Genomic DNA, 23647 nt, shown 5'->3' with positions numbered 1-23647 from the left:
AACTCGCAGCGACCTCAAGAACGCCGCGGCCCTTCGTGCCGTTCGCAGCCTGCGGCAGCGGCTACACCAACCTCGGATCGGCATTGGCCTGTAGCCGCTGCTGAGCCATGGCAAGGAGCTGTGCAAGGCCGATTCAATGCCGCTACATTAACCGCGCCTTCCCCATCCGTTGCGCCGTTCAACACAAGGAAATACGCGATGAAACTCATTGGAATGCTCGATTCACCCTATGTGCGCCGCGTCGCCATCAGCCTCAAATGCATGGACCTGCCCTTCGAACATCATTCGGTCTCGGTATTCAGCACCTTCGAGCAGTTCAAGGCCATCAACCCGGTGGTCAAGGCACCCACCCTGGTCTGCGACGGGGGTGAAGTGCTGATGGATTCGAGCCTGATCCTCGACTACCTGGAAAGCCTGGCCGGCCCGCAAAGGAGCCTGATGCCCGTGGCCCTGCCAGCGCGTTTGCATGAGTTGCGGTTGATCGGTCTGGCCCTGGCGGCCTGTGAGAAGTCGGTGCAGATTGTCTACGAACGAAAGTTGCGTCCGGCGGAGAAACAGCACGGCCCCTGGCTGGAGCGGATCGGCGGCCAATTGCAGGCCGCCTATACCGAGTTGGAACAGGAACTGCAGAAACAGCCCTTGCCTCAGGACGGCGCCCTGAGCCAGGCCGGCATCAGCCTGGCGGTGGCCTGGAGTTTCAGCCAGATGATGGTGGCGGACCTGTTCGGCCCCGAGCAATTCCCGGCGGTGCGCGGTTTTGCCGAATACGCCGAACAACTGCCGGTGTTCCTCGACACCCCCGCCACCTGACCCACACAGCGCCATCACCGTAGCCAGCTTGCTGGCGAAGAGGCCCGCGAGCCGTGCAGCGCTCTTGGACACGCTTTCGCTGGCAAGCCAGCTCCTACGCAAGTCCAACAGATCTCCGTGGGGATCTGTCAGGCCGGTTCGGGCTGTTTCTTCACCGGGGCGGTGGCGAAACGCCGGGCCAGGAACGGAGTGATGTCCAGCGGCAGGGCTTCGTCGTTCACCAGTTTGTCCAGCAGTACACCGGTGATCGCCGAGGTCAGGATGCCGGTACGGAAGTGTCCGCAGGCGTTGAGGTAACCCTCGACCCCATCCATCGGCCCAAGAATCGGCAACTCGTCCGGCGAGCCCGGACGCAGGCCCGCCCAGCAGCGCTTGAGGTTGACCTGGGCCAACTCGGGAATGCAGCGCACTGCCCCCTGCACCAGGCCGTTGATTTCCGGGTAGGTGGTGCTGACGTCGAAACCCTTGTCCTCGGTGGTACTGCCAATCAGGATCTCGCCGTTGTCCTTCTGCGCCATGTAGCAGTCGCTGGTGGTCAGGCAACCATTGAGCAGCTTGGGCATGCGCTCGGTGAGGAGGATCTGGCCCTTCACCGGCTTGACCGGAATCTCCACCCCAGTGGCCTGCAGGCTCAGCTCGGCGGCCCAGGCACCGGCGGCATTGATCAGGGTCGAGCAATGGAACAGCCCGGCCTCGGCGGTTTGTACTCCACTGACCCGGTTGCCCTGGTGCAGGACCCCGGTGACGTTGGTGTTGAAGTACACATCCACGCCGTTCTGCCGTGCGCCTTCGGTGTAGGCATCAGTCAGGCGGAAGGGGTTGACCTGGTGATCGCAGAGGAACTCCAGGGCGCCCTGGGCTTCGTGGCTGACCTTCGGCTCGGCGGCGCGCAGGGCTGCCTGGTCGAGCCAGCGCACTTGATCGGACAGGTGCGGGATGCAACCGACAATGTGTTCGGCGTACAGGCGGTCCTCGTCGTCATAGATGACGAACTTGAGCCCGGTCTGTTCGAACTTGAAGTCCATGCCGTGCAGGCCGATCAGTTCGCGGTGCAGGCGTGGGTACAGCTCGTTGGACTGCAGGGCGAAGTCGAAGAACGACTGCGGCAGGATGTGCGGGGTGCTGGAGTCCACCACCACCGCCGAACCCTGGGCCTCGCGCTTGCGGTTGGCCGACATCATGCGAAAGAAGATCACTCCGCAGCCCAGGCCCACCGACTCGCCGATGGCCCACAGGCCGCCGGCCGAAGCCCGGCTGGCGTTGCCCGGACGCTTGGCGTCGATCAGCGCCACTCTGAGGTCTTTGCGCTTGGACAACTGATAGGCGCAGGACGCCCCGATCACGCCGCCACCGGCAATCACCACGTCGTAATACTTACTCATGTCCGGGGACCTCCTGGTCTGGGGCTGCAAAGGCGGAAAACGGAATCGGGTCCAACGGGAAGCGCGGGCGAATCCAGCCCACATCCTTGCGTCCGGTGGCTTGGCGCAGGCGGTCGCTGCAATAGCCGACGCACATCCGCCCCTGGCAGTCGCCCATGCTCACCCGGGTGCGCATTTTCAGGCTGGCCATGTCCTGCACGCCCTGGCTCAGGGCGCGCTCGATATCGTTGCGAGTGGTGTGTTCACAGCGGCAAATCACCGTGTCGCCCTTGGGCAGGTCTATCTGCCCGGTGCCACGTGCGGTATAGCGGTCCACCGCGCCGCGAAAGCGCAGGATCGAGGCCAGTTTGCGCTCGTAGCCCTGGCGCCGTTGCAAGGCCGCCTCGTTGCTCAGCACATCGCGCTGCATGAGGATCGACAGCGCCGCGATGCGGCCGGTGAGCATCGCCGCTTCACCACCGCGAATCCCACCCATGTCGCCGGCCAGGTGGATGTGCGGCTCGCTGCTCTGCTGCCAGGCGTTGGCGTTGGCCCGCAGATAGCCGTCATCGCTGAAGCCGTGATCCAGGCCCATCTGCTGGCTCAGTTGGGTGCGGGGAATGAAGCCATAACCCACCGCCAGGGTCTGGGCGGCGATGCGCTCGGCCTTGGCCATGTCCGGCTGCCAGTCGGCGGAATACGGGGCAACCGTGACCACGCTCAAGGCGTCCTGGCCCTGGGCCTCGACCACGCCCCAGCCATAGCGCAGGGGGATGCTGTGAAGCTTGAGGTAGGCCAGCATGCTCAGGCCGTCGAGAAACAGCTGGGGCTTGTTCAGCAGGGCCAGGCTCTGCTTGGCGATCTTGCTCAAGGCACTGGCCTCGTAGACCCCGGCCACCCGCACGCCCGAGGCGTGCAACTGGCACGCCACCAGTGGCAGCAAGGGCCCGGTGCCGGCGATCACCACAGGACCTTGCGGCTTGACCACGCCGCTCTTGATCTGCAGTTGCAGACCACCGAGCAACTTGACCCCCGGCAGCGTCCAGCCGGGAAACGGTACGCTGCGTTCATGGCAGCCGGCCGCCAGCAACAATTGCCCATAGGCCACCCGCTGCACCTGCTCGTCGGCATCCAGCAGCATCAGGCTGTCAAGGCCCTCGGCGCCGATCACCCGGTGGTTGAGGCGCACCTCGATCATCTGCTCGTGATCGGAAAATTCACCGTGTAGCTTGGCCAGCGTCTCGCAGTAGCGCGGCCCCAGGTAATCCAGTTGCACGCCATCGCGCAGCGGGCCACGAAAGACCACGCCACCCAGGCGCGAGGCTTCTTCGATCAGGGTGCTGCGCACGCCGTGCTTGGCCAGTTCGATAGCCGCCGCCATGCCCGCCGGCCCTCCGCCGACAATCACCGGGTTCAGGCTCATACCGTGGGCTCCGTCTCGCTGATGCGGTTGCTCAGGGTCTGCACCTGCATGCCCGGCTTGACCAGGGTCTGGCAGGCACGGCGCTTGTGGCGGCCGTCGATCTGCACCAGGCAGCAATGGCACACGCCCATGCCGCAGTAGGCACCGACCAACTGTCCGTGATCATTGCGCGCCACCTGGCGCAGGCCGGTGGCCTGGATCACGCTGAGGACTGTTTCACCCAGGGCGGCAGTGACCGGCTGGCCGTTGAGACTGATGGTCATGTCCGCATGCTGCAGCGGCTGAATATCAAAATTGCGGTCTATCTGACGCATTGCGGTTCATCCGTGAGAAGTGAGTGGGGTTACCGGCATCCTGCCGCCTGGAGTCCTGGGGCAAGGACGCGGTCACACCGCGGTTCCGAAGAGGCTGTCAGAACCGAGCGCGGGCAAATCTAGTGGTTTTGTCTGACAGAAATATTGATCTGGGCCAAGCAAAAGGCCGGTGTCCCTCAAAGCAGTGCCTTGTCTCTGAAACTTGCGATACACGCCACAAAAAGCCGCGGCCGGCAGAAGCCCGGCAGCGGCGCCTTTAAGACATACCACGGCCCCTGCGCGACCGCCGCCAAAGGTCAGGGCCCTGTCCCCAATTAGTGGTTCAAGGCATCGACGACAGCCGCGCGAACCTTATGAACATTGGCATTGTTACAAACCGTAAAGTCGAACGCGCCCCCGGCCGTTCCTCGACCGTTTTCGCCTTGCCTGAGCTTCGTCTCAAAACGCTTGGTACAGAGCCTAACGACGCTTGTAGCTCTTGTTGCCACTGGGCGTCAGGCAATAGACCCCGCCCCGTGGCCCGGTGCAGAAACTGCCGCTGCCGCAGGTGCAACCCTGGGTATCACGCAGCAGCGGCTCGGCGCGGGGGGTGGAGGAGCGTTGGCCGAACATCAGCGCGCAGTTCTTCTTCGAGGCGCTGATGGAACCGTCATTGCACAGGAACAGCTCGCCGTCACAACGGGCGATGCCGCCTTTCTTTCCGGAACAGGGCTGATTGGCCGCCTGGGCCGCCGCGCTGCACAGCAGCAACAGGCACACCGCGAAAAAGGGCTTCCAGCCGACCCGAGTCAGGGCACTCATGGTGACGCCTCCTGGCAAAAAAGTGGCCGGATGATATCAAGCTTCACCCTCCCCGACTCGGACTGTGCAGACCGGACGACAAGCCAGATGAAAGTTTATTTAGAATCCCGCCCCTGGTTTCTTGGCAAAATGCCCGCCTGTGTCACGAACCGCTAAGCAGGTAACGCCTATGACCCGCATTCTGACCATCGAAGACGACGCCGTAACGGCCCGGGAGATCGTCGCCGAACTGAGCAGCCACGGCCTCGACGTGGACTGGGTGGACAACGGCCGCGAAGGCCTGGTGCGCGCCGTGAGCGGCGACTACGACCTGATCACCCTGGACCGCATGCTGCCGGAACTGGACGGCCTGGCCATCGTCACCACCCTGCGCACCATCGGTGTGTCGACGCCGATCCTGATGATCAGCGCCCTCTCCGACGTCGACGAACGAGTACGCGGCCTGCGTGCCGGCGGCGACGACTACTTGACCAAGCCCTTCGCCTCCGACGAGATGGCGGCCCGGGTCGAGGTGCTGCTGCGACGCAAGAACACGGTCAAGGATTTCGCCACCAGCCTGCGAGTGGCCGACCTGGAGCTGAACCTGATCAGCCGCGAAGCGACCCGCGCCGACCAGTTGCTGAGCCTGCTGCCCACCGAGTACAAGCTGCTGGAATTCCTCATGCGCAACACCGGGCAGATCCTCTCGCGGATGATGATCTTCGAAGAGGTCTGGGGTTATCACTTCGACCCGGGAACCAACCTGATCGACGTGCACATCGGCCGCCTGCGCAAAAAAATCGACCCGCCCGGCATGACCCCGTTGATCCGCACCGTGCGAGGCTCGGGCTATGTCATTGCTGAACCCCTCTAAGGGCTGGCGCTCCTCCAGCAGCCGCCTGCTGGCGCTCTACAGCACGCTGTTCGTGGCCTGGAGCTGCATCCTCATGGGGGTGCTGTACTACGAAGTCTCCACCTACCTGGACAGCCTGGCCAAGCACTCGCTGATGCAGCGCCAGCACCTGTTCGCGCGCTTCGAAGGCGAGCAACTGGTGGAAGCCCTGGCCACCAGCATGACCTTCGACATGCGCGCCATCGACGCCTACGGCCTGTTCGACGAACAGCGCCGGCCCTTGAGCGGACCGATCCGGCAGATCCCCGAGGACCTGCCCCTGGACGGCCAGATCCACGAGTTGAAGAACTGCATCGACTCCGACGACACGAACCTGCCCCGCGACAGCTGCGACGCGGTGGCCACCCACACCCGGGACGGCCGCTGGCTGGTGCTGGTGCGCGACAACGGCTCGCTGTTCGCGGTGACCCGGATCATTCTCCACGCCCTGCTGTGGGGGATTTCCCTGACCATCATTCCCGGGGTCGCCGGCTGGCATCTGCTGCGCCGCCGGCCGTTACGGCGCATCCGCCAGATCCAGGCCAGCGCCGAGGCCATCGTCGCCGGCGACCTGACCCGGCGCCTGCCGCTGTCGGACCGGCGTGACGAACTGGACATGCTGGCGGCCATCGTCAACGCCATGCTCGAACGCATCGAGCGGCTGATGCATGAGGTCAAGGGCGTGTGCGACAACATCGCCCACGACCTGCGCACCCCGCTGACCCGCCTGCGGGCCCAGCTCTATCGCCTGCAGCAACAGGCCGAGGAAGGTTCGCCCCAGGCCCTGCAGATGGACCAGCTGCTGGCCGAGGCCGACACCTTGATGGCGCGCTTTCGCGGGTTGCTGCGCATCTCCGAACTGGAGGACCAGCAACGGCGCTCGGGCTTCCTCGAACTCGATCCCCTGCCCCTGCTCCACGAGCTGTACGACTTCTACCTGCCCCTGGCCGAAGAAGGCCGCCTGACCCTGGTGCTGGATGTGCCGGCCAGCCTGCCCCGGCTCACCGGCGACCGCGCCTTGTTGTTCGAGGCCCTGGCCAACCTGCTGAGCAACTCGATCAAGTTCACCCCGCCAGGCGGCGAAGTGATACTGCGCGGCCTCGACGATGACGGCAGCCCGCGCCTGGAGGTGCTGGACTCAGGCCCGGGCATTCCCCCGGCGGAACGGGCGGCGGTGTTCCGGCGCTTCTACCGGGTCGACGAAAGCAACGCCCAGGGCGGCTTTGGCCTGGGCCTGTCGATTGTTGCGGCGATTGTCAGCCTGCACGGCTTCAAGCTCGAAGTGGGCAGCAGCGAACGCGGCGGCGCGCGCCTGAGCCTGGATTGCCGGCCAAGCCTGATCGCCGACAACTGACCCACCCAGCCCTGTAGCCGCTGCTGAGCCTGCGAAGCTGCGAAAAGGTCCGCAGGACCTTCAGCGACCTCAAAAGCAGCACCTCCTGCGACGGAGTGCCGCCCAGAGCGTTCGCAGCCTTCGGCAGCGGCTACAGGTGGCCCAGGGAGTTGCTGTCCAGCTCGTAGAGCAACTCGTCAATGAGCCGCAATACGTCGGCCTCGCTCTGCAGGGACTTGATGCGCAACCCGCTGACCACCAGATCGACCCGGCCGCTGTCGGGCTCGAACACCCGCAGGGTCAGGGTGCCGTCGCCGGCATGGCTGAAACTGCAGGCCAGGGGCGCCAGGCGCTGTTCGATACAGGCGCGCCATTGGGCCTGGGTGAGCACCGCCGGTGCCTGATCGGTCACGGTGCCCTTGCTCTGTTCATCACCCATGCGGGCTGTCCTTGTGCTGTGGTTGTGCTCTGCCACAGCCCCATTGACCGGAGCTGTGGCAGCTCCAAGGGTAGAAAACACCCACCACGCAAAGAAGGCGCATTTGCACGGGTTGCCCTGGTGCATATGCACCAGTTCAGCGTCCCCGACTGCCGACCGTGCCGACGAACAGCCCGCGCTCCCGGGCCCAGACGATGGCTTCGCCCCGGCTGTGCACCCCGAGCTTGGAATACAGAGTGGCGACATGGTTGCGCACGGTGTTGGGCGCCAGCTTCAGCTGGGCGGCAATTTCTTTGTCTGCCAATCCCTGATAGATCAACCCCAGCACTTCCCGCTCGCGGGCCGTCAGGTCGGCAGAGGACACCCCAGGCGTGTCCCGGGCCTTGGGGCTTCTCACGTTGGCCAGCTTTTCGATCAGGGTTCGGCTGAACCAGGAGGCATCGCGCATCACTTCTTCGATGGCGCCCACCAGCTCCAGTTCGGAGCGCTTGCGCTCAGTGATGTCCATCAGCACCAGCAGGTAACAGGGGCTGTCCTGGATGAGCACGGTGTCGGCATAGGCCACGCAATCGATCAACCCGGCGTTCTTCTGGCGCACCTTGAGGTCCAGGCCATCGACGTTGCCGGCCTTCTCCAGTTGACTGAACAATTGGCTGGCCGCCGCGGCTTCGGCGATGAACCCGATGGCGCCGACGTTCTTGCCCAGCAGCTCTTCGCTGCTGTAGCCGCAGGTATTGAGAAAGGCCTCGTTGACGTCGACGATCTGCTGCTCGGCGCTGCACACCAGGGTCGGCACCGGGGTCAGGCGGAACGACTTGGCAAAGCGTTCCTCGCTCTGGCGCAGGGCAATCTCGATCTTGCGCCGCGGCTCCAGGTCCATGAAGGAAAACAGCATGCAATCCTCGTCGTTGATGTCCAGGGGCTGGCCGGCGACGATCACCAGCTTGCTGCCGCCGTCGGGCAGGCGCAGCTCGGCCTGCATCTGCGGAATGGTCGCGCCCTGCCCCAGGCGCTCGATGGCCAGGTCCTTGTGCTCGGCGTCCTCCAGCACATCCAGCTCGTACACCGAGCGGCCGATCACCTGGTCCCGGGCATAGCCGGTCATTTCCAGGAAGCCCTGGTTGACCTTGATATAGCGCAAGTCACTGAGGCGGCAGATCACCGCTGGCGCCGGGTTGGCGTTGAAGGTCTTTTCAAAGCGCTGTTCAGCGCTGGCCCAGTCGCTGGCATCGCTGAGGATCAGCACCAGGGATTCCGGCGCGCCGCTGCGATCAGTGAGGATCATGCTGCGCACCCGGTGCACCCAGTGCCGCGGTTCGCCGTCGATCTCGGCCTGCACTTCCACCACCACGTCGCTGAAGGTTTCACCGGCGGCCACCCGATTGATGGGATAGGCCTCCAGGGCCAGGGGGTGATTGTTGCGATAGCGCAAGGCATAGCGCCGGGCGTACTCGCGGACATTGGCCCCCAGCTCGCCGACCTCGCCGACGCCATGCATGGCCAGCGCCGCTTCATTGGCCCAGAGCAGGCTGCGAGCCTTGTCGGTCTCGATCAGGATCACCCCGTCCGACAGACCGGCGATGATCTGCTGCAACTGGCGGCGATTGGTTTCGGTAGCAAGTACGGCCTGGCTCATGGCATCTCCAGTCAGAACCGGCGCCACAGCGGACAGGCTGCGCGCCGCAAAAAAGGGGCTGAACACTACGACCACGACCGCTCGCCATCGTGCCCTGCACCTTCACCGCGGCGCACTGGAGCCTCCTCGCGCCAAGGGTTAAGCTGCTGCGCCCGGTCCGACCGCCCTCAAGGAGTGAAGCATGATCACCATCCGTGAAGCCGACAGCCGCGATATCGATGCTCTGCAGGCCATAGGCTGCGCCACCTACCGCGAACACTTCGCGGCGATCTGGACGACTGACGGCATGCAGCAGTTTCTCGACCAGGACTTCTCCCCCGCCAACCTCGAAGCGTCCGTAGCGGCCCGGGACCGGCACCTGTGGCTGCTGGCCCTGGACCCGCAGCACCAGCCCATCGGCTTTGCCAAGCTCAACTGGGCCCGCCCGACGCCGGGCAGCGGCCGGTTCGGGGCCGAACTGCAGAAGATCTACCTGCTCAAGTCCCAGGCCGGCCAGGGCCATGGCCGGCGCCTGCTCGAACACGTGTTGCAACGGGCCAGCGCCGCCGGGGAATCCTGCCTGTGGCTGGACGTGCTCAAGAGCAACAGCGGCGCCCGGCGCTTTTATGAAAGCGCCGGGCTGCGGCAGATCGGCGAAGTGCCGTTCAGCACCGACCTGGAACAGATCGGCATGTGGGTGATGGCCTGCGACCTGCCCCTCAAGGAGCACTCCGCCCAGGGCTGAGGCTGCCTTCCCCGCGCCCTGCGCGCCACTACAAGCCCAGGGCCTTGAGCCGCCGGTACAGGGTTCGCTCGCTCAGGCCCAGGGTCTTGGCCAACTCGCTGCGCGAGCCGTCGAACACTTCCAGGGCATGGGCCAGCTGTTCCAGGTCCTTGCCGGCGCGACGGCGGGTCACCGGGACCGGTGCCTGTGGGCTGCGCAGTTCTGCCGGCAGGTCCTGCGGGCGGATCACCCCGTCATCACTGAACAACCGCGCCCGTTCGAGGATGTTGCGCAGCTCGCGGATGTTCCCTGGGTAGGTGTACAAGCGCAGCTGCTCAAGAGCCTGGGGATCGACCCGCGGCACCACCCCGGGATCGAGGCGGCGCAGCAGGCTGTCGATCAGCAGCGGCAGGTCGTCGCTGCGTTCGCGCAGGGCCGGCAGGCGGATCGGGAAGGCGCTGATGCGGTAGTACAGGTCCTGGCGAAAGGTGCCAGCGGCGACCATTTCCTTGAGCGGCTTGTGGGTCGCCGCCACCAGGCGGAAGTCCGAATGCACGGTGCGCAGGCTGCCCACCGGGCGGAAGCTGCCGGACTCGATCAGGCGCAGCAGTTTGACCTGCATGGCCAGGGGCACCTCGCCGATTTCGTCGAGAAACAGGGTGCCGCCGTGGGCCGCTTCCGCCAGGCCGATCTTGCGTTGCAGGGCGCCGGTAAAGGCGCCCTTTTCATAGCCGAACAATTCGCTTTCCAGCAGGGTTTCGGTGAGCCCGGTGCAGTCCACCACCACCAGCGGCCCGCTGGCCCGGGGGCTGCCATCGTGCAGGGCACGGGCAAAGAGTTCCTTGCCGGTGCCGGACTCACCCTGCAGCAACACCGGAATCGGCGCCGGGGCCGCCCGCTGCAAGGCGCTCAAGGCTTCGTTGAAGGCTGGCGAGCGCCCCACCAGGCCCTTCTGCTGGGGCTGCACCGACGCCACCGCCACTGAGCTCAGGCGTTCGACATAGGCCACCACGGTGCCGGCCTCGCCAATGATCGGCCGCAGCTCCACATCCACGTGCTCGGGGCCGCGAGGTGTGTGATGAATGTGCAGCATGCGCTCCGGCACCCGGCTGTCATGGGCCTTGCGCATCGGGCAATGCTCGCCGGCCTGGTCGCAGGGCACGGCGAACTGGTGAGACACGCGATAGCACTTGGCGCCCACATGGGGCTTGCCGGCCACGCCGAACTGGCGCTGGTAGGCGGTGTTGGCGGCGATGATGTTGTAGTCGGTGTCGAGCACGATGGTCGGTTGCGGGTCGTGTTCGAGGTAGGACACCAGGGCAGACATGGACGGCTGGGCACGGTCGGTGGCGATCAGGGACATGGGGCAACTCCGGGGCAGTGGCGGCAGCTTAAAGCACGCCGCGGCCTTCTGCCATTTTCTGTCACAAACTGCCATGTCACTGCCAGATGACGCTGACAGTCGCCTCGAAAAACGCCTGATGGCAGCCTCTGCGGCCTTCTACTTCAATGAACAGGTGGCCAATCCGGGTGCTCGAGGTTGGCACGTTTATTGACAGTCCAAGGGACGAGCGACAGCGCAGACTGCCCTCACCTTCATTGCCTGGAGTGCCCCATGATCATCAGCGACACGCTGCGTGTAGAAGCCTTTTTCGACCCTCACACCTGGACCATCAGCTACCTGGTGATGGACCAGGCCAGCCGCCGCTGCGCGCTGATCGACAGCGTGCTGGACTATGACCCGAAATCCGGCCGCACCCGCACCGAGTCCGCCGACCGCCTGATCGCCCGGGTGCGCGAGCTGGACGCCCGGGTCGACTGGATTCTGGAAACCCACGTGCACGCCGACCACCTGTCCGCTGCCGCCTACCTCAAGGACCAGCTCGGGGCCCAAGTGGCCATCGGCAATCAGATCACCCGGGTGCAGAAAGTCTTCGGCGCGCTGTTCAACGAAGCCCCGGCCTTTGCCCGGGATGGCAGCCAGTTCGACGTGCTGCTCGAAGACGGCGCCGAGTTCGCCATCGGCGGCCTCAGCGCCCGGGCCCTGCACACTCCGGGACACACCCCGGCCTGCATGACCTACCTGGTGCAGGTGGGCGACGAGTGCGTGGCCTTTGTCGGCGACACCCTGTTCATGCCCGACTACGGCACCGCCCGCTGCGACTTCCCCGGGGCTGATGCACGGACCCTGTACCGTTCCATCGGCAAGATCCTCGCCCTGCCCCCAGAGACCCGGCTGTTCATGTGCCACGACTACCTGCCCAACGGCCGCGAACTGCAGTACATGACCACCGTCGCCGAGCAGCGCGCCAACAACATTCACATCCATCAGGGCGTCGACGAAGACAGCTTCGTGAAGATGCGCGAAGCCCGCGACGCAACCCTGGACATGCCGGTGCTGATCCTGCCTTCGGTGCAGGTCAACATGCGCAGCGGGCACTTCCCCGAGCCCGAAGACAACGGCGTGAGCTACCTGAAGATTCCCCTGAACACCCTATAACGATTACTGACTCCACACGGAGAACTTGCCATGCGTCCCTTCAACCCGGCCCTGCGCGCCGTCGACGGCAGCCATCAGGTGCTGATCGTCGGTGGCGGTGCCGCTGGCATTGCCGTCGCCGCCAGCCTCATGTCCCGCGATCCACACCTGGACGTGGCAATCATCGACCCGGCCAGCAGCCACTACTATCAACCCGGTTGGACCCTGGTGGGTGCCGGGGTGTTCAGCGCCCAGTCCACCGAACGCAGCATGGCCGCGCTGATGCCCAAGGGCGTCAAGTGGCTGCAGCACGCCGTCAGCCTGTTCGAACCAGACAACAATGCCCTGGTGCTGGACGACGGCCGCGTGCTGGGCTATGACCAACTGGTGGTGTGCCCCGGGCTCAAGCTCGACTGGGCGGCCATCGACGGCCTGCCCCAGGCCCTGGGCAACCATGGCGTGACCTCCAACTACCGCTACGACCTGGCGCCCTACACCTGGCAACAGGTGCAGCAGCTGCAACAAGGCGAGGCGCTATTCAGCCAGCCGCCAATGCCGATCAAGTGCGCCGGGGCGCCGCAGAAAGCCATGTACCTGTCCTGCGACCACTGGCTGCGCCACGGGCGCCTGGGGTCGATCAAGCCGCGCTTCCTGAATGCCGGCGGCGTGCTGTTCGGCGTCGCCGACTATGTGCCGGCGCTGATGGAATACGTGAAGAAGTACGGCATCGAACTGGATTTCGGCCATAACCTGGTGGCGGTGAACGGCCCGGCCAGGCGCGCGACCTTCGTGCGCACCCTGGCCGACGGCCGCCAGGAAACCCTTGAGCGTGCCTTCGACCTGCTGCATGTGGTGCCGCCGCAATGCGCCCCGGACTTTATCCGCCAAAGCCCCCTGGCCGACGCGGCCGGCTGGGTCGATGTCGATCCCCATAGCCTGCGCCACAAGCGCTTCATCAATGTCCACGGCCTGGGCGATGCCACCAACACCAGCAATGCCAAGACCGCCGCGGCGGCACGCAAGCAGGCGCCAGTGGTGGCCAACAACGTGCTGGTGGCCCTCAAGCGCCTGACCCGGCTGGCCGAGTACGACGGCTACGGCTCCTGCCCGCTGACCGTGGAACGGGGCAAGATCGTCCTCGCCGAATTCACCTACGGCGGCAAGCTGGCGCCGAGCTTCCCGCGCTGGCTGCTGGACGGCCGTCAACCGACCCGTCGCGCCTGGTGGCTGAAGGAACGAATCCTGCCGCCGCTGTACTGGCGCGGCATGCTCAAGGGCCATGAATGGCTGGCACAACCGACCCTGGCCACGGACACCCCGAAGACATGAATGAACACAGTCTTTTGGGCGCTGGGCTGGGGGCGGTCATTGGCGCGATCCTGGCGCTGACTGGAGCCGGCGGCGGCATCCTCGCGGTGCCACTGCTGGTGTTCGGCCTGGGTTTGAGCATGGTCGAGGCCGCCCCTATCGGCCTGCTGGCGGTGGGCTTGGCCGCCAGCGTCGGCGCGGTGCTGGGCCTGCGCCAGGGCATCGTGCGCTACCGTGCGGCGGGGTTTGTCGCCAGCATTGGCATTCTCATGGCGCCGCTGGGGCTGTGGCTGGCCCACCGCCTGCCCAACCTGCCCCTGGCCCTGCTGTTTTCCCTGGTGCTGCTGTACGCCTGCGGACGCATCCTGCGCAAGGCCAGCCTGGAATTGAAACAGGGCCAGGTCGCGCCACGCCCGGCGTTCCTGCCCTGCGTGCTCAACCCGGCCCAGGGCCGTTTGCGCTGGACCCTGCCCTGCGCCCGGGCACTGACCTTCACCGGCATGCTCTCGGGCCTGCTGTCGGGGTTGCTCGGCGTCGGCGGCGGCTTCGTGATCATCCCGGCCCTGAGCCGCTACACCAACCTGGACAGCAAGAGCATCGTCGCCACCTCTTTGGCGGTGATTGCCCTGGTGTCCCTGGGCAGCGTGGTGACCGCCAGCCTCAGCGGCGTGATGCACTGGGCCGTGGGTGCGCCCTTTGCCCTGGGTGCGGTGGTGGGACTGGTACTGGGACGACAAGTGGCCAGCCACCTGGCCGGCCCGCGCCTGCAACAACTGTTTGCCATCACCGGCATGCTGGCGGCGCTGCTGCTGGCGGGCGGGGCCTTGGGTTGGCTGTCCCATTGAGGCCCTTTCGCCGGCAAGCCGGCTCCTGCAACAGCGGGTACAGATCCCCCATGGGCACTGGCTTGCCAGCGCAGGCGTACGCACCGACGCTGCGGTTACGCGATGGAAATGCCTGAGCCATGACCGGCCCCTGCACCAGCATGGGCCATGCAGAGGAAATCGATATGCTCTTTGACGCCGCACATTTCACCCCGGGCTCGGCCCTGGCCGGGGGCGCGTTGATCGGCCTGGCGGCCGGGCTGTTGATCGTCGCCAACGGGCGCATCGCCGGAATCAGCGGCCTGCTCGGCAGCCTGCTGCAACCGGGCAGCGACGGCTGGGGCGAGAAAGCCCTGTTCATCCTCGGGCTGCTGCTGGCGCCGCTGCTCTGGGGCCTGTTTCACGCCCTGCCCGTCGCCGAGTTCCAGGGCGGTCTGCTCGGCCTGATCAGCGCCGGCCTGCTGGTGGGCATCGGTACCCGCTACGGCGCCGGTTGCACCAGCGGCCACGGGGTCTGCGGTATTTCCCGACTGTCGCCACGCTCGATCATCGCCACCCTGTGCTTCATGGGCACCGGCTTCGCCACGGACTGGGGCTGCTGCCATGAGAAAACTCAGCGCTTTTGTCGCCGGCCTGCTGTTCGGCATCGGCCTGTTGCTGGCGGGTATGGCCAACCCGGCCAAGGTCCTGGGTTTTCTCGATCTGGCGGGCACCTGGGACCCGTCCCTGGCGCTGGTGATGCTCGGCGCCATCGCGGCGGCCTGGTGGCCCTTCCATTGGGCCATGGGCCGCTCGCGCTCGCTGCTCGGGGCGCCCATGCAGATTCCCGCCAAGCGCAGTGTCGATCGGCGCCTGATCGGTGGCAGCCTGCTGTTCGGCGTCGGCTGGGGCATCGCCGGGATCTGCCCGGGGCCGGCCCTGGTGCTGTTGCCGGGCGGGCACTGGCAAGCCTGGGTGTTCGTCCTGGCGATGCTCCTGGGCATGTTGCTGTTCCAGCGCCTGGAGGCCCGCCAACGCGGCTGAAGCGCACACCCACGCATACACCGCCCCCGTGCAGGAGCGGTCTTGCCAGCGCAGGCTCTCGCTGGCACCGCTGACCTGACAGAGGATTGATGACGCCGTCACCGGCCTCTTCGTCGGCAAGCCTGCTCCTGCCTGGGAAACGGCCAGGGAAATATTGGCCTCTGCCGGTCAGGGGCGCGGGCGGCGACGATGGCCAGGACCTGTATCTCCCAGGAGTGCGCCATGTCCACCACCCAATCCCTTGAACTCTGTCTCTGGCGCAAGATCGGCCGCTACGCCTCGCGCATCGGCCGGACCTTGATCCAAAAAGCCCTGTGGCTCTACTACGCCGCGCAACGACCACAAACCCCGATCTGGGCCAAGACCACCATCTACGCTGCCCTGGGTTACTTCATACTGCCGCTGGACATGGTCCCCGACCTGCTCCCCGGGGCCGGATACACCGATGACCTTGGGCTGCTGGCCGGTTCAGTGGTGGCTGTGGCTGCGCATATCAACGCCGAGGTCCGGGAACAAGCCAGCGCACGCCTGGCGGACTGGTTCGGCAGTGAGCCGGAATGAGCCGAAGGTCGGCGCCAGGGTGCGCATAAGACTCGGCAAGGCGGTGCAGAACCCCGGACACAATGGCCGTTCGACTCACCGCGCCTGGGTGTCCAGGGCATAAAACTCCTGCAGCTTGGCCTGCAGCAGCTTCTTGTCCGGCAGTTGGGTCCGGTACTCGGCGATCAACGCCGGCGACAGTGAACGGTTGAGGGCATATTCCACCACCTCGTCATGCTTGCTCGCACAGAGCAACACGCCCAGCGCCGGGTTTTCATGGGGTTTGCGCACCTGGCGGTCCAGGGCCTCCAGGTAGAAGTCCAGCTTGCCCAGGTACTCCGGTTCGAAGCGCCCGACCTTGAGTTCAACGGCCACCAGGCAATTCAACCCACGATGGAACAGCAGCAGATCCAGGGCAAAATCGCGCCCGCCGACCTGCAGGGGATAGCCAGAAGCGACAAAGCAGAAGTCGCGCCCCATCTCGATCAGAAAATCCTTGAGCTGGCGCACCAGCCCCTGGTGCAGATCGGCTTCATCATGCCCCTGGGCCAGGCCGAGAAACTCCACCATATAGGCATCCTTGAAGACCTTCAGGGCCTCGGGACGGGCCTGTCTCAAACTGGCCGAGGCGCTTGCCGGGCGGGTCAGCGTGCGTTCGAACAGGGCGGACTTGATCTGTCGTTCCAGTTCTCTGCGTGACCATTGCTCCTGGACTGCCAAGCGCAGGTAGAACTCACGTTCACTTGATACTTTGCTCTGCCCCATCACCACCAGATGGTGACTCCAGGACAATTGTCGCACCAGTGGTGCGACTTTCTCGTCACCGCGATAGGTCTCATAAAACTGGCGCATGCGAAACAGGTTGGCCCGGGTAAACCCCCGTAGCCCCGGCTGCTGCCGCGCCAGGTAATCCGCCAATTGCTGGACCACGCCATCGCCCCATTCCGCCGCCTCGAGTTTGCGGCTGATATAGGCCCCGACCTGCCAGTACAGCTCCACCAGTTCAGTGTTCACCGCCCGCACCGCCCGCTGCCGTGCGGCGGTTATCATGCGTGCCACTTCATTGAATGCCACCTCGGTGGAGGTGACGGCCGCTTGCGCCTCTTGCTTCATGACGAACGCCCGGTTGCCTGGATAAAGGCCTCCATCATCACCCGGCTCACCGTGCCGCTATAGTCGGCCCCGTCTCTTTAGCTTGAGCGAAACGTCCTTGTTTCAGTGACGCAAACCGCCCCGTCAGCCTGGCATGCAGGCAAAGCCATGGGTGCTGGCCACCTGCTTGCCCTTGGCGTCATACAAGCGAACCGACACCTCGGTCCCCAGGCTCGACTCCACCAGTTTGTAGTGTTCACCGGCCTTGAAGCCGCTATAGCTGATATGGCCATTGCAGTCTTGCTGATTGGAGTCGCCGACGCTCTCTTCAAACAAGGTCACGTCCAGGCGATGGGCGCCGGGCTTGACCTCAAAATAACGCCCATCGTCGACCTTCTTCCCGTCCACCCGTTCGGCCATCAGGTCGTTGGGCGCCTCTTCCTGCAGGCCAATCCAGGCCTGGCTGGGGTCGGGCTGGGGCATCGGCCCGGCGCAGGCGCTGAGCAAGCAGGCAAGCCCCAGGACGGGAATCAGCAACAGCGGTTTGAGTGTCATGAAAACGTACCTCGCCAATAACAGAAATGAGTGCGACGCCAGTCCAGGACAACCGACTGCGTCGATGCCCATCAAGGGTGTCGAGGCGTCGGTACGAGTACAAATGAATCCCAGTGAAAGGAATTTCAGGCCTTACCTAAAACTTCCTTCACCTGGCTGAAAGCCGCGTGTTAGGTGGGTCGCTGCAGGCTGCCGAGGTTTGCAATCCCACTCCCTCGGAGGTTTTCGGCATGCTCGGGCTGGTCAAGACCGCACTGCTCAAGCCCTACACGTTCATCGTGCTGGCGATATTCATCTGCATCATCGGGCCCCTGGCGGCCCTGCGTACCCCCACCGACGTGTTCCCGGATATCGGCATCCCGGTGGTGGCGGTGGTCTGGCAGTACAACGGCCTGTCGCCGGATGCCATGGCCGGGCGGGTGATCTACACCTACGAGCGCTCCCTGAGCACCACGGTCAATGACATCCAGCACATCGAGTCGCAGTCGCTGCCGGGCATGGGCATCGTCAAGATCTTCTTCCAGCCCGGAGTGGATATCCGCACCGCCAACGCCCAGGTGACGGCGGTGTCACAAACCGTGCTCAAGCAGATGCCACCGGGCATCACCCCGCCGCTGATCCTCAACTACAGCGCCTCGACGGTGCCGATCCTGCAAATGGCCTTCTCCAGCCCGACCCTGTCGGAGGCGAAGATCCGCGACCTGGTGCAGAACAACATCCGCCTGCCCCTGAGCGCCCTGCCGGGGCTGGCCATGCCCACGCCCATGGGTGGCAAGCAACGGCAGATCACCCTCGACCTGGACCCGCAAGCCCTGGCCGCCAAAGGCCTGTCGGCCCAGGACGTGGGCAATGCCCTGGCGGCGCAGAACCAGATCATCCCGGTGGGCACCGCCAAGCTCGGCCGCGATGAATACACGGTGCTGCTGAACAACAGCCCCACTGCCATCGAGGAGCTCAACGACCTGCCGATCAAGACCGTGGACGGCGCCCTGATCACCATCGGCCAGGTGGCCCACGTGCGTGACGGCTCGCCGCCGCAGACCAATATCGTGCGGGTCGACGGACGCCGCGCGGTGCTGATGCCGGCGCTGAAGAACGGCAATATCTCCACCCTGTCCATCGTCGACGGCATCCGCCAGATGCTGCCGCGCATCAATGAAACCCTGCCGCCGTCCTTGAAGACCTCGCTGTTGGGGGACGCCTCGGTGTTCGTCAAGCAATCGGTGGGCAGCGTGGCCCGGGAAGGCATCATCGCCGCCCTGCTGACCAGCGCGATGATCCTGCTGTTCCTCGGCAGCTGGCGCTCAACACTGATCATCGCCGCCTCGATTCCCCTGGCCATACTCTCGGCCATTGCCCTGCTGGCGGCCAGCGGCCAGACCCTCAACGTCATGACCCTGGGCGGGCTGGCCCTGGCGGTGGGGATTCTGGTGGACGACGCCACCGTGACCATCGAGAACATCAACTGGCACCTGGAACAGGGCAAGGCGGTCAAGGACGCAATCCTCGACGGCGCCAAGCAGATCGTCGGCCCGGCCTTCGTCTCGCTGCTGTGCATCTGCATCGTCTTCGTGCCGATGTTCCTGTTGCAGGGCATCGCCGGCTACCTGTTCCGGCCCATGGCCCTGGCGGTGATCTTCGCCATGGCCAGCTCGTTCATCCTCTCGCGGACCCTGGTGCCCACACTGGCCCTGTACCTGCTCAAGCCCCATGTGCCGGAAGCGGGTCCCGGGCATCACCCAGAAGACGCCTTCATCAACCATCACGAAGGCGAACAGCACGCCAAGCCGCGCAACGCTTTGGTACGTGGGCTACTGGCCTTCCAGCAGGGCTTCGAGGCGCGTTTCTCCAACGTGCGCGACACCTACCACGGCCTGCTGCACCTGGCCCTGGGCCGGCGCAAGACCTTCATCCTCGGCTTTCTTGCCTGTGTGCTGGCTTCCTTCGCCCTGCTGCCGAGCCTGGGCCAGGACTTCTTCCCCGCCACCGACGCCGGCGCCCTGGCCCTGCACGTGCGCCTGCCCCTGGGCACGCGGATCGAGGAAAGCGCGGCGGCCTTCGACCGCATCGAAGCGCGGATTCGCGAAGTGATCCCGGCCGAGCAACTGGACAGCATCATCGACAACATCGGCATCCCCTTGAGCGGCATCGACATGGCCTACAGCAACAGCGGCACCATCGGGCCCCAGGACGGTGATATCCAGGTCACCCTCAAGCCCGGCCACGCCCCCAGCGCCGACTACGTGAAACAGCTGCGTGAAGCCCTGCCGGAAAGCTTCCCCGGCAGCCAGTTCGCCTTCCTCCCGGCGGACATCAGCAGCCAGATCCTCAACTTCGGCGCCCCGGCCCCGCTGGACGTGAAAATCTCCGGGCCCGACGCCGCAGCCAACCGCGCCTTCGCCCTGGAACTGCAACGGCGCCTCAAACATGTGCCGGGCATCGCCGACCTGCGCCTCCAGCAGTCCACCGGCTACCCGTCACTGCAGGTCAAGGTCGATCGGCTGCGGGCCAACGGCCTGGGGATCACCGAGCGTGACGTGACCAACAGCATGGTGGCGTCCTTGGCCGGCAGTTCCCAGGTGGCGCCGACCTTCTGGCTCAACCCGAAGAACGGCGTGTCCTACTCCATCGTCGCCGCCACCCCGCAGTACCGCCTGGACAGCCTGCCGGCCCTGGAGGCACTGCCGGTGACCGGTAGCAATGGCCAGTCGCAGATCCTCGGCGGCCTGGCGGACATCTCCCGCGTAGAAAGCCCGGCGGTGGTCAGCCACTACAACATCCAGCCCACACTGGACCTGTACGCCAACGTCCAGGGCCGCGATCTGGGCGCTGTGGCCCACGACATGCAAAAGGTCCTGGACGACGCCGCGGCCCTGCGGCCCAAGGGCGCCACGGTCAGCCTGCACGGGCAGATCGACGCCCTGCATGAAGCCTTCAGCGGCTTGAGCCTGGGCCTGCTGGGGGCGGTGGTGCTGATCTACCTGCTGATCGTGGTCAACTTCCAGTCCTGGGTCGATCCGTTCGTGATCATCACCGCGTTGCCAGCGGCCCTGGCCGGGATCGTGTGGATGCTGTTCTTGAGCGGCACCTCGCTGTCGGTGCCGGCCCTGACCGGGGCCATCCTGTGCATGGGGGTGGCCACCGCCAACTCGATCCTGGTGGTGAGTTTCTGCCGCGAGCGCCTGGCGGCACATGGCGATGCCCTCAAGGCCGCCCTGGAAGCCGGCTACACGCGTTTTCGCCCGGTGTGCATGACCGCCCTGGCGATGATCATCGGCATGCTGCCCCTGGCCCTGTCCGAAGAACAGAACGCGCCCCTGGGCCGTGCGGTGATCGGCGGGCTGCTCCTCGCCACCGTGGCCACCCTGATCTTTGTCCCCGTGGTCTTCAGCCTGGTCCACGGCCGCCGTCCCCAATCCGCTGTTGCTGGAGAACACACCCATGTCGCCTGATCACACCCCTTCGCGCAAACGCCTGATGCTGTTGGGCATCGGCGGCCTTAGCCTGGCCGCGCTGCTGGTGGTCAGCGGCCTGGCCGCGCGCACCCGGCATGAACGGGCCGTGGCCGCCTGGACCGAAACCGCCGCCGTGCCCCAAGTGCTGGTGTTGCAGCCGCAACCCAACGTGCTGGGCGACACCCTGCGCCTGCCGGCGCACCTGGAGGCCTGGAGCAAGGCACCGATCCACGCCCGGGTCAGCGGCTACCTCAAGGACTGGAGCCAGGACATAGGCGCCAAGGTGGCCGCCGGGCAAGTGCTGGCCCATATCGACAGCCCCGACCTGGACCAGCAAGTGGCCCAGGCCCGGGCACGGATGATCCAGCAGCAGGCCAATGCACGGCTGGCCCAAACCACCGCCGAACGCTGGCAAAACCTCTTGGCCAGCCACTCGGTATCGCGCCAGGAAGCCGACGAAAAAACCTCCAACGCAGCCGCCGCCAAAGCCAATGCCGAGGCGGCCGTCGCCGACTATGGGCGGCTCTCGGCGCTGGAAGACTACAAGACCATTCGTGCGCCGTTCGCCGGCACCCTCACCGCCCGCCACACCGATATCGGCCAGTTGATCAAGGCCGACAACGACAGCGACCCGGAGCTGTTCGACCTGGCGGACACCCACAAACTGCGGCTTTACGTGCCGATTCCGCAGAACTACGCCAGCGTCATCCGCCCCGGCCTGCAAGCGCAGCTGACTGTGCCCGAGCACCCCGGCCAGCACTTCAGCGCGCAACTGCTGGGCGACTCCACCGCCATCGACCCGCGCTCCGGCACCCTGCTGGCGCAATTCGTCGCCGCCAACCCCGACGGCGCCCTGATGCCCGGCGACTATGCCGAAGCAACCCTGGCGATTCCCGCCGACACCCACGGCGTGAGCATCCCCGCCAGCGCCCTGATCTTCCGCGCCCAGGGCACCCAGGTGGCGGTGATCGACAGTGCAAAACGCGTGCACCTGCGCAGCATCCATATTGGCCTGGACCTGGGGGAACGGCTGGTGATCGACCAAGGCCTGCAAGCCACGGATCACGTCATCGACAACCCGCCGGACGCCCTGCGCGAAGGCGACCTTGTGCAACTGGCAGACGCGGGAGGCGAACATGCGCCCAAGGCTTAAACCTCTCGCCGCCCTGCTGTTGCTGGCCCTGCACGGCTGCTCCCTGGCCCCTCATTACCAAGTGCCGCCCATCGACCTGCCCGCGCACTATCGCGAACAGAACGCCGACGGCCCCTGGCACCCGGCCGCCGCGCCCCAGGGGATCGCCGAGCACTGGTGGCGGCTGTACCAGGACCCGCAGCTGGATCACCTGCAACAACGCCTGCTCCGAGCCAACCCGGATCTGGCGGCGGCCCTGGCCCACTACGACGCTGCCCAGGCCTACGCCAGCCAACTGCATGCCGGGCTGTTCCCGCAGATCAGCGCCAGCGTCCAACCGCTGCGCCAGCGCCAGTCGGACAGCCGCCCCCTGCGCGGCAGCACGCAACCGTCGATCTACAACAGCAACACCGCCGGTTTCGCCCTGAGCTTCGACCTCGACCTCTGGGGCCGGCTTCGCAATCAAGCCGCAGCCGGCGATGCACAGGCACAGGCTTCCGGCGACGACCTGGCGGCGGCGCGCCTGAGCCTGCAAAAGCAACTGGCCATGCTCTATGTGCAGCTCAATGGCCTGGATGCCCAGAGCCGAATCTTGAGCCGTTCCCTGGAAGATTACGCCCAGGCCTTGCAACTGACCCGCGACCGTTATCAAGGGCAGATCGCCTCGCAACTGGACCTGACCCGGGCCCAGAGCCAACTGGCCAGCGCCGAAGCGGAATTGGACGAAGTACGCGCCCAACGCAACCTCACCGAACACGCGATTGGCGAACTGGTGGGGGAACCGGCCAGCCGGTTCAGCCTCGCACCCTCGACGCAACTGCTGAGCCTGCCGGACATTCCCCAGCAACTGCCCAGTACCTTGCTGCAACGAAGACCGGACATTGCCGCCGCCGAACGCCGGGTGTACGCCGCCAATGCCGGCATAGGCATCGCCCGCGCCGCTTGGTACCCGGATTTCAGCCTGACCGGGATGCTCGGTGGGCAGACCCAGGGCGTGGGCAACCTGCTGGCGGCAGGTAATCGCTACTGGGTCTTGGGGCCGTTGGTGAACCTGCCGATTTTTGATGGCGGGCGGCTGAGCGCCAATGAGCGACAGGCCCATGCCGAGTTCGAAGAGGCCGCCGCGCATTACCGTGGGCAAGTGCTGCGGGCGGTGCGGGAGGTAGAGGACAACCTGGGGCAACTGCGGGATTTGCGCCAGGAGGCGCTGGATCAGCAGGCGGCGGTGAATGCTGCCCAGCACACGCAGACCTTGGCCATGAACAGCTATCAGGCCGGGGCGGTGAGTTACCTGGATGTGGTGACGGCGCAGAACGCGGCCTTGCAGGCGCAACGGGGGTTGCAGGCGGTGCAGACCAGGGAGTTGCAGGCGAGTGTGGGATTGGTGGTGGCGTTGGGTGGGGGGTGGAGAGGGTGAGTTTTTAGGGGGCGGGGACATATCCATTGCTGCGGGGGCGGCGGATATTGGTTCCGCTCTTACAGCCATCCCTTTCAAGGTCTTTGGAAAAAGCCCCAAAGCATGATCATTTTTTGACCAAAAGAGATGCT

General features: G+C 65.5%; 21 protein-coding genes and 1 pseudogene. 13 read left to right on the top strand and 9 right to left on the bottom strand.

What is annotated here, in order from left to right; genetic code table 11:
• The first annotated feature begins 198 nt into the window (after nucleotides 1-198).
• Nucleotides 199-810 (top strand): glutathione S-transferase, encoded by a 612-nt coding sequence (locus tag PQT43_RS28340; RefSeq protein ID WP_253085748.1) that lies wholly within the window; start codon nucleotides 199-201, stop codon nucleotides 808-810.
• Between the two features lie 128 nt (nucleotides 811-938).
• Here the strand turns inward: PQT43_RS28340 and hcnC are convergent, their stop codons facing one another.
• The 4 genes from hcnC to PQT43_RS28320 form a co-directional block, all read right to left on the bottom strand.
• Nucleotides 939-2192 carry a cyanide-forming glycine dehydrogenase subunit HcnC gene (hcnC, locus tag PQT43_RS28335; RefSeq protein ID WP_102864439.1) on the bottom strand — a complete coding sequence of 418 codons (1254 nt, stop codon included), beginning with the start codon at nucleotides 2190-2192 and terminating at the stop codon, nucleotides 939-941.
• Nucleotides 2185-3594 (bottom strand): cyanide-forming glycine dehydrogenase subunit HcnB, encoded by a 1410-nt coding sequence (hcnB, locus tag PQT43_RS28330; RefSeq protein ID WP_102864438.1) that lies wholly within the window; start codon nucleotides 3592-3594, stop codon nucleotides 2185-2187. Before hcnB ends, hcnC begins: the two co-directional genes overlap by 8 nt.
• Nucleotides 3591-3908 (bottom strand): cyanide-forming glycine dehydrogenase subunit HcnA, encoded by a 318-nt coding sequence (gene hcnA, locus PQT43_RS28325; protein WP_102864437.1) that lies wholly within the window; start codon nucleotides 3906-3908, stop codon nucleotides 3591-3593. Before hcnA ends, hcnB begins: the two co-directional genes overlap by 4 nt.
• A gap of 459 nt (nucleotides 3909-4367) precedes the next feature.
• Entirely contained in the window at nucleotides 4368-4709 is a 342-nt protein-coding gene (locus tag PQT43_RS28320; RefSeq protein WP_170003304.1) for a hypothetical protein, read from the bottom strand.
• 169 nt (nucleotides 4710-4878) lie between these two features.
• On the opposite strand from PQT43_RS28320, the gene PQT43_RS28315 reads away from it, so the two are divergent.
• A complete protein-coding gene (locus PQT43_RS28315; RefSeq protein WP_060838882.1) occupies nucleotides 4879-5562 on the top strand; it encodes a response regulator transcription factor in 684 nt (227 codons plus the stop codon).
• Nucleotides 5540-6934 carry a sensor histidine kinase gene (locus PQT43_RS28310; protein WP_110597262.1) on the top strand — a complete coding sequence of 465 codons (1395 nt, stop codon included), beginning with the start codon at nucleotides 5540-5542 and terminating at the stop codon, nucleotides 6932-6934. The genes PQT43_RS28315 and PQT43_RS28310 overlap by 23 nt, the downstream gene beginning before the upstream one ends.
• Nucleotides 6935-7064: 130 nt before the next feature.
• On the opposite strand, the gene PQT43_RS28305 is transcribed toward PQT43_RS28310, so the two are convergent.
• Entirely contained in the window at nucleotides 7065-7352 is a 288-nt protein-coding gene (locus tag PQT43_RS28305) for a DUF1652 domain-containing protein (protein ID WP_060838880.1), read from the bottom strand.
• A gap of 136 nt (nucleotides 7353-7488) precedes the next feature.
• Entirely contained in the window at nucleotides 7489-8988 is a 1500-nt protein-coding gene (locus PQT43_RS28300) for a helix-turn-helix transcriptional regulator (protein ID WP_102879764.1), read from the bottom strand.
• 181 nt (nucleotides 8989-9169) lie between these two features.
• Here PQT43_RS28300 and PQT43_RS28295 point away from each other — a divergent pair, with 181 nt between their 5' ends.
• On the top strand, nucleotides 9170-9712 hold the full coding sequence (locus PQT43_RS28295) for a GNAT family N-acetyltransferase (protein WP_123393855.1): 543 nt from the start codon (nucleotides 9170-9172) through the stop codon (nucleotides 9710-9712).
• 28 nt (nucleotides 9713-9740) lie between these two features.
• Here PQT43_RS28295 and PQT43_RS28290 read toward each other — a convergent pair whose 3' ends face one another.
• Nucleotides 9741-11054 (bottom strand): sigma-54 interaction domain-containing protein, encoded by a 1314-nt coding sequence (locus PQT43_RS28290; protein ID WP_110597261.1) that lies wholly within the window; start codon nucleotides 11052-11054, stop codon nucleotides 9741-9743.
• Nucleotides 11055-11306: 252 nt separating this feature from the next.
• Between PQT43_RS28290 and PQT43_RS28285 the strand changes: the two genes are divergently transcribed.
• The 6 genes and pseudogenes from PQT43_RS28285 (at nucleotide 11307) to PQT43_RS28260 (ending at nucleotide 15886) form a co-directional block, all read left to right on the top strand.
• Entirely contained in the window at nucleotides 11307-12191 is an 885-nt protein-coding gene (locus PQT43_RS28285) for an MBL fold metallo-hydrolase (RefSeq protein WP_102879768.1), read from the top strand.
• A gap of 30 nt (nucleotides 12192-12221) precedes the next feature.
• The gene (locus PQT43_RS28280; protein ID WP_272755290.1) at nucleotides 12222-13499 is read left to right on the top strand and encodes an NAD(P)/FAD-dependent oxidoreductase; all 1278 of its coding nucleotides are present in this window, start codon (nucleotides 12222-12224) and stop codon (nucleotides 13497-13499) included.
• Entirely contained in the window at nucleotides 13496-14323 is an 828-nt protein-coding gene (locus PQT43_RS28275; RefSeq protein ID WP_102879770.1) for a sulfite exporter TauE/SafE family protein, read from the top strand. The genes PQT43_RS28280 and PQT43_RS28275 overlap by 4 nt, the downstream gene beginning before the upstream one ends.
• Nucleotides 14324-14487: 164 nt before the next feature.
• Nucleotides 14488-14889, top strand: a pseudogene (locus tag PQT43_RS28270) (YeeE/YedE family protein); the annotation flags it as partial.
• Nucleotides 14890-14905: 16 nt separating this feature from the next.
• Entirely contained in the window at nucleotides 14906-15325 is a 420-nt protein-coding gene (locus PQT43_RS28265) for a DUF6691 family protein (RefSeq protein WP_102879771.1), read from the top strand.
• Nucleotides 15326-15547: 222 nt separating this feature from the next.
• Nucleotides 15548-15886: a YkvA family protein gene (locus PQT43_RS28260; RefSeq protein ID WP_102864425.1), complete on the top strand. Its 339-nt coding sequence runs from the start codon at nucleotides 15548-15550 to the stop codon at nucleotides 15884-15886.
• 75 nt (nucleotides 15887-15961) lie between these two features.
• Here PQT43_RS28260 and PQT43_RS28255 read toward each other — a convergent pair whose 3' ends face one another.
• On the bottom strand, nucleotides 15962-16978 hold the full coding sequence (locus PQT43_RS28255) for a PDDEXK nuclease domain-containing protein (RefSeq protein WP_267269903.1): 1017 nt from the start codon (nucleotides 16976-16978) through the stop codon (nucleotides 15962-15964).
• 123 nt (nucleotides 16979-17101) lie between these two features.
• Nucleotides 17102-17512 carry a PA0061/PA0062 family lipoprotein gene (locus tag PQT43_RS28250; RefSeq protein WP_170004963.1) on the bottom strand — a complete coding sequence of 137 codons (411 nt, stop codon included), beginning with the start codon at nucleotides 17510-17512 and terminating at the stop codon, nucleotides 17102-17104.
• Nucleotides 17513-17742: 230 nt separating this feature from the next.
• On the opposite strand from PQT43_RS28250, the gene PQT43_RS28245 reads away from it, so the two are divergent.
• From PQT43_RS28245 to PQT43_RS28235, 3 genes are read left to right on the top strand one after another with little or no spacing between them, the layout of a single operon-like run.
• Complete coding sequence (locus tag PQT43_RS28245) at nucleotides 17743-20964, top strand: efflux RND transporter permease subunit (protein ID WP_272755288.1); 3222 nt, start codon at nucleotides 17743-17745, stop codon at nucleotides 20962-20964.
• On the top strand, nucleotides 20954-22120 hold the full coding sequence (locus tag PQT43_RS28240) for an efflux RND transporter periplasmic adaptor subunit (protein ID WP_267269901.1): 1167 nt from the start codon (nucleotides 20954-20956) through the stop codon (nucleotides 22118-22120). Before PQT43_RS28245 ends, PQT43_RS28240 begins: the two co-directional genes overlap by 11 nt.
• On the top strand, nucleotides 22104-23516 hold the full coding sequence (locus tag PQT43_RS28235) for an efflux transporter outer membrane subunit (protein WP_272755287.1): 1413 nt from the start codon (nucleotides 22104-22106) through the stop codon (nucleotides 23514-23516). The genes PQT43_RS28240 and PQT43_RS28235 overlap by 17 nt, the downstream gene beginning before the upstream one ends.
• Nucleotides 23517-23647: the final 131 nt, after the last annotated feature.

Source organism: Pseudomonas sp. BLCC-B112 (genome assembly GCF_028550695.1).
Classification (GTDB): Bacteria; Pseudomonadota; Gammaproteobacteria; order Pseudomonadales; family Pseudomonadaceae; genus Aquipseudomonas; species Aquipseudomonas danubii.
Note: the sequence above shows the minus strand (reverse complement) of the source record. Positions and strands in the feature narration are given on the sequence as shown.

What these genes read in the sequence shown, in the direction of transcription:
- PQT43_RS28310 (WP_110597262.1), top strand. Translation starts at nt 5,540, where the DNA reads ATGTCATTGCTGAACCCCTCTAAGGGCTGGCGCTCCTCCAGCAGCCGC.
- PQT43_RS28255 (WP_267269903.1), bottom strand. Translation starts at nt 16,978, where the DNA reads ATGAAGCAAGAGGCGCAAGCGGCCGTCACCTCCACCGAGGTGGCATTC.
- PQT43_RS28240 (WP_267269901.1), top strand. Translation starts at nt 20,954, where the DNA reads ATGTCGCCTGATCACACCCCTTCGCGCAAACGCCTGATGCTGTTGGGC.
- PQT43_RS28300 (WP_102879764.1), bottom strand. Translation starts at nt 8,988, where the DNA reads ATGAGCCAGGCCGTACTTGCTACCGAAACCAATCGCCGCCAGTTGCAG.
- hcnC (WP_102864439.1), bottom strand. Translation starts at nt 2,192, where the DNA reads ATGAGTAAGTATTACGACGTGGTGATTGCCGGTGGCGGCGTGATCGGG.
- PQT43_RS28315 (WP_060838882.1), top strand. Translation starts at nt 4,879, where the DNA reads ATGACCCGCATTCTGACCATCGAAGACGACGCCGTAACGGCCCGGGAG.
- hcnA (WP_102864437.1), bottom strand. Translation starts at nt 3,908, where the DNA reads ATGCGTCAGATAGACCGCAATTTTGATATTCAGCCGCTGCAGCATGCG.
- PQT43_RS28265 (WP_102879771.1), top strand. Translation starts at nt 14,906, where the DNA reads ATGAGAAAACTCAGCGCTTTTGTCGCCGGCCTGCTGTTCGGCATCGGC.
- PQT43_RS28245 (WP_272755288.1), top strand. Translation starts at nt 17,743, where the DNA reads ATGCTCGGGCTGGTCAAGACCGCACTGCTCAAGCCCTACACGTTCATC.
- PQT43_RS28260 (WP_102864425.1), top strand. Translation starts at nt 15,548, where the DNA reads ATGTCCACCACCCAATCCCTTGAACTCTGTCTCTGGCGCAAGATCGGC.
- PQT43_RS28280 (WP_272755290.1), top strand. Translation starts at nt 12,222, where the DNA reads ATGCGTCCCTTCAACCCGGCCCTGCGCGCCGTCGACGGCAGCCATCAG.
- PQT43_RS28290 (WP_110597261.1), bottom strand. Translation starts at nt 11,054, where the DNA reads ATGTCCCTGATCGCCACCGACCGTGCCCAGCCGTCCATGTCTGCCCTG.
- PQT43_RS28275 (WP_102879770.1), top strand. Translation starts at nt 13,496, where the DNA reads ATGAATGAACACAGTCTTTTGGGCGCTGGGCTGGGGGCGGTCATTGGC.
- PQT43_RS28340 (WP_253085748.1), top strand. Translation starts at nt 199, where the DNA reads ATGAAACTCATTGGAATGCTCGATTCACCCTATGTGCGCCGCGTCGCC.
- PQT43_RS28250 (WP_170004963.1), bottom strand. Translation starts at nt 17,512, where the DNA reads ATGACACTCAAACCGCTGTTGCTGATTCCCGTCCTGGGGCTTGCCTGC.
- PQT43_RS28285 (WP_102879768.1), top strand. Translation starts at nt 11,307, where the DNA reads ATGATCATCAGCGACACGCTGCGTGTAGAAGCCTTTTTCGACCCTCAC.
- PQT43_RS28295 (WP_123393855.1), top strand. Translation starts at nt 9,170, where the DNA reads ATGATCACCATCCGTGAAGCCGACAGCCGCGATATCGATGCTCTGCAG.
- PQT43_RS28305 (WP_060838880.1), bottom strand. Translation starts at nt 7,352, where the DNA reads ATGGGTGATGAACAGAGCAAGGGCACCGTGACCGATCAGGCACCGGCG.
- hcnB (WP_102864438.1), bottom strand. Translation starts at nt 3,594, where the DNA reads ATGAGCCTGAACCCGGTGATTGTCGGCGGAGGGCCGGCGGGCATGGCG.
- PQT43_RS28320 (WP_170003304.1), bottom strand. Translation starts at nt 4,709, where the DNA reads ATGAGTGCCCTGACTCGGGTCGGCTGGAAGCCCTTTTTCGCGGTGTGC.
- PQT43_RS28235 (WP_272755287.1), top strand. Translation starts at nt 22,104, where the DNA reads ATGCGCCCAAGGCTTAAACCTCTCGCCGCCCTGCTGTTGCTGGCCCTG.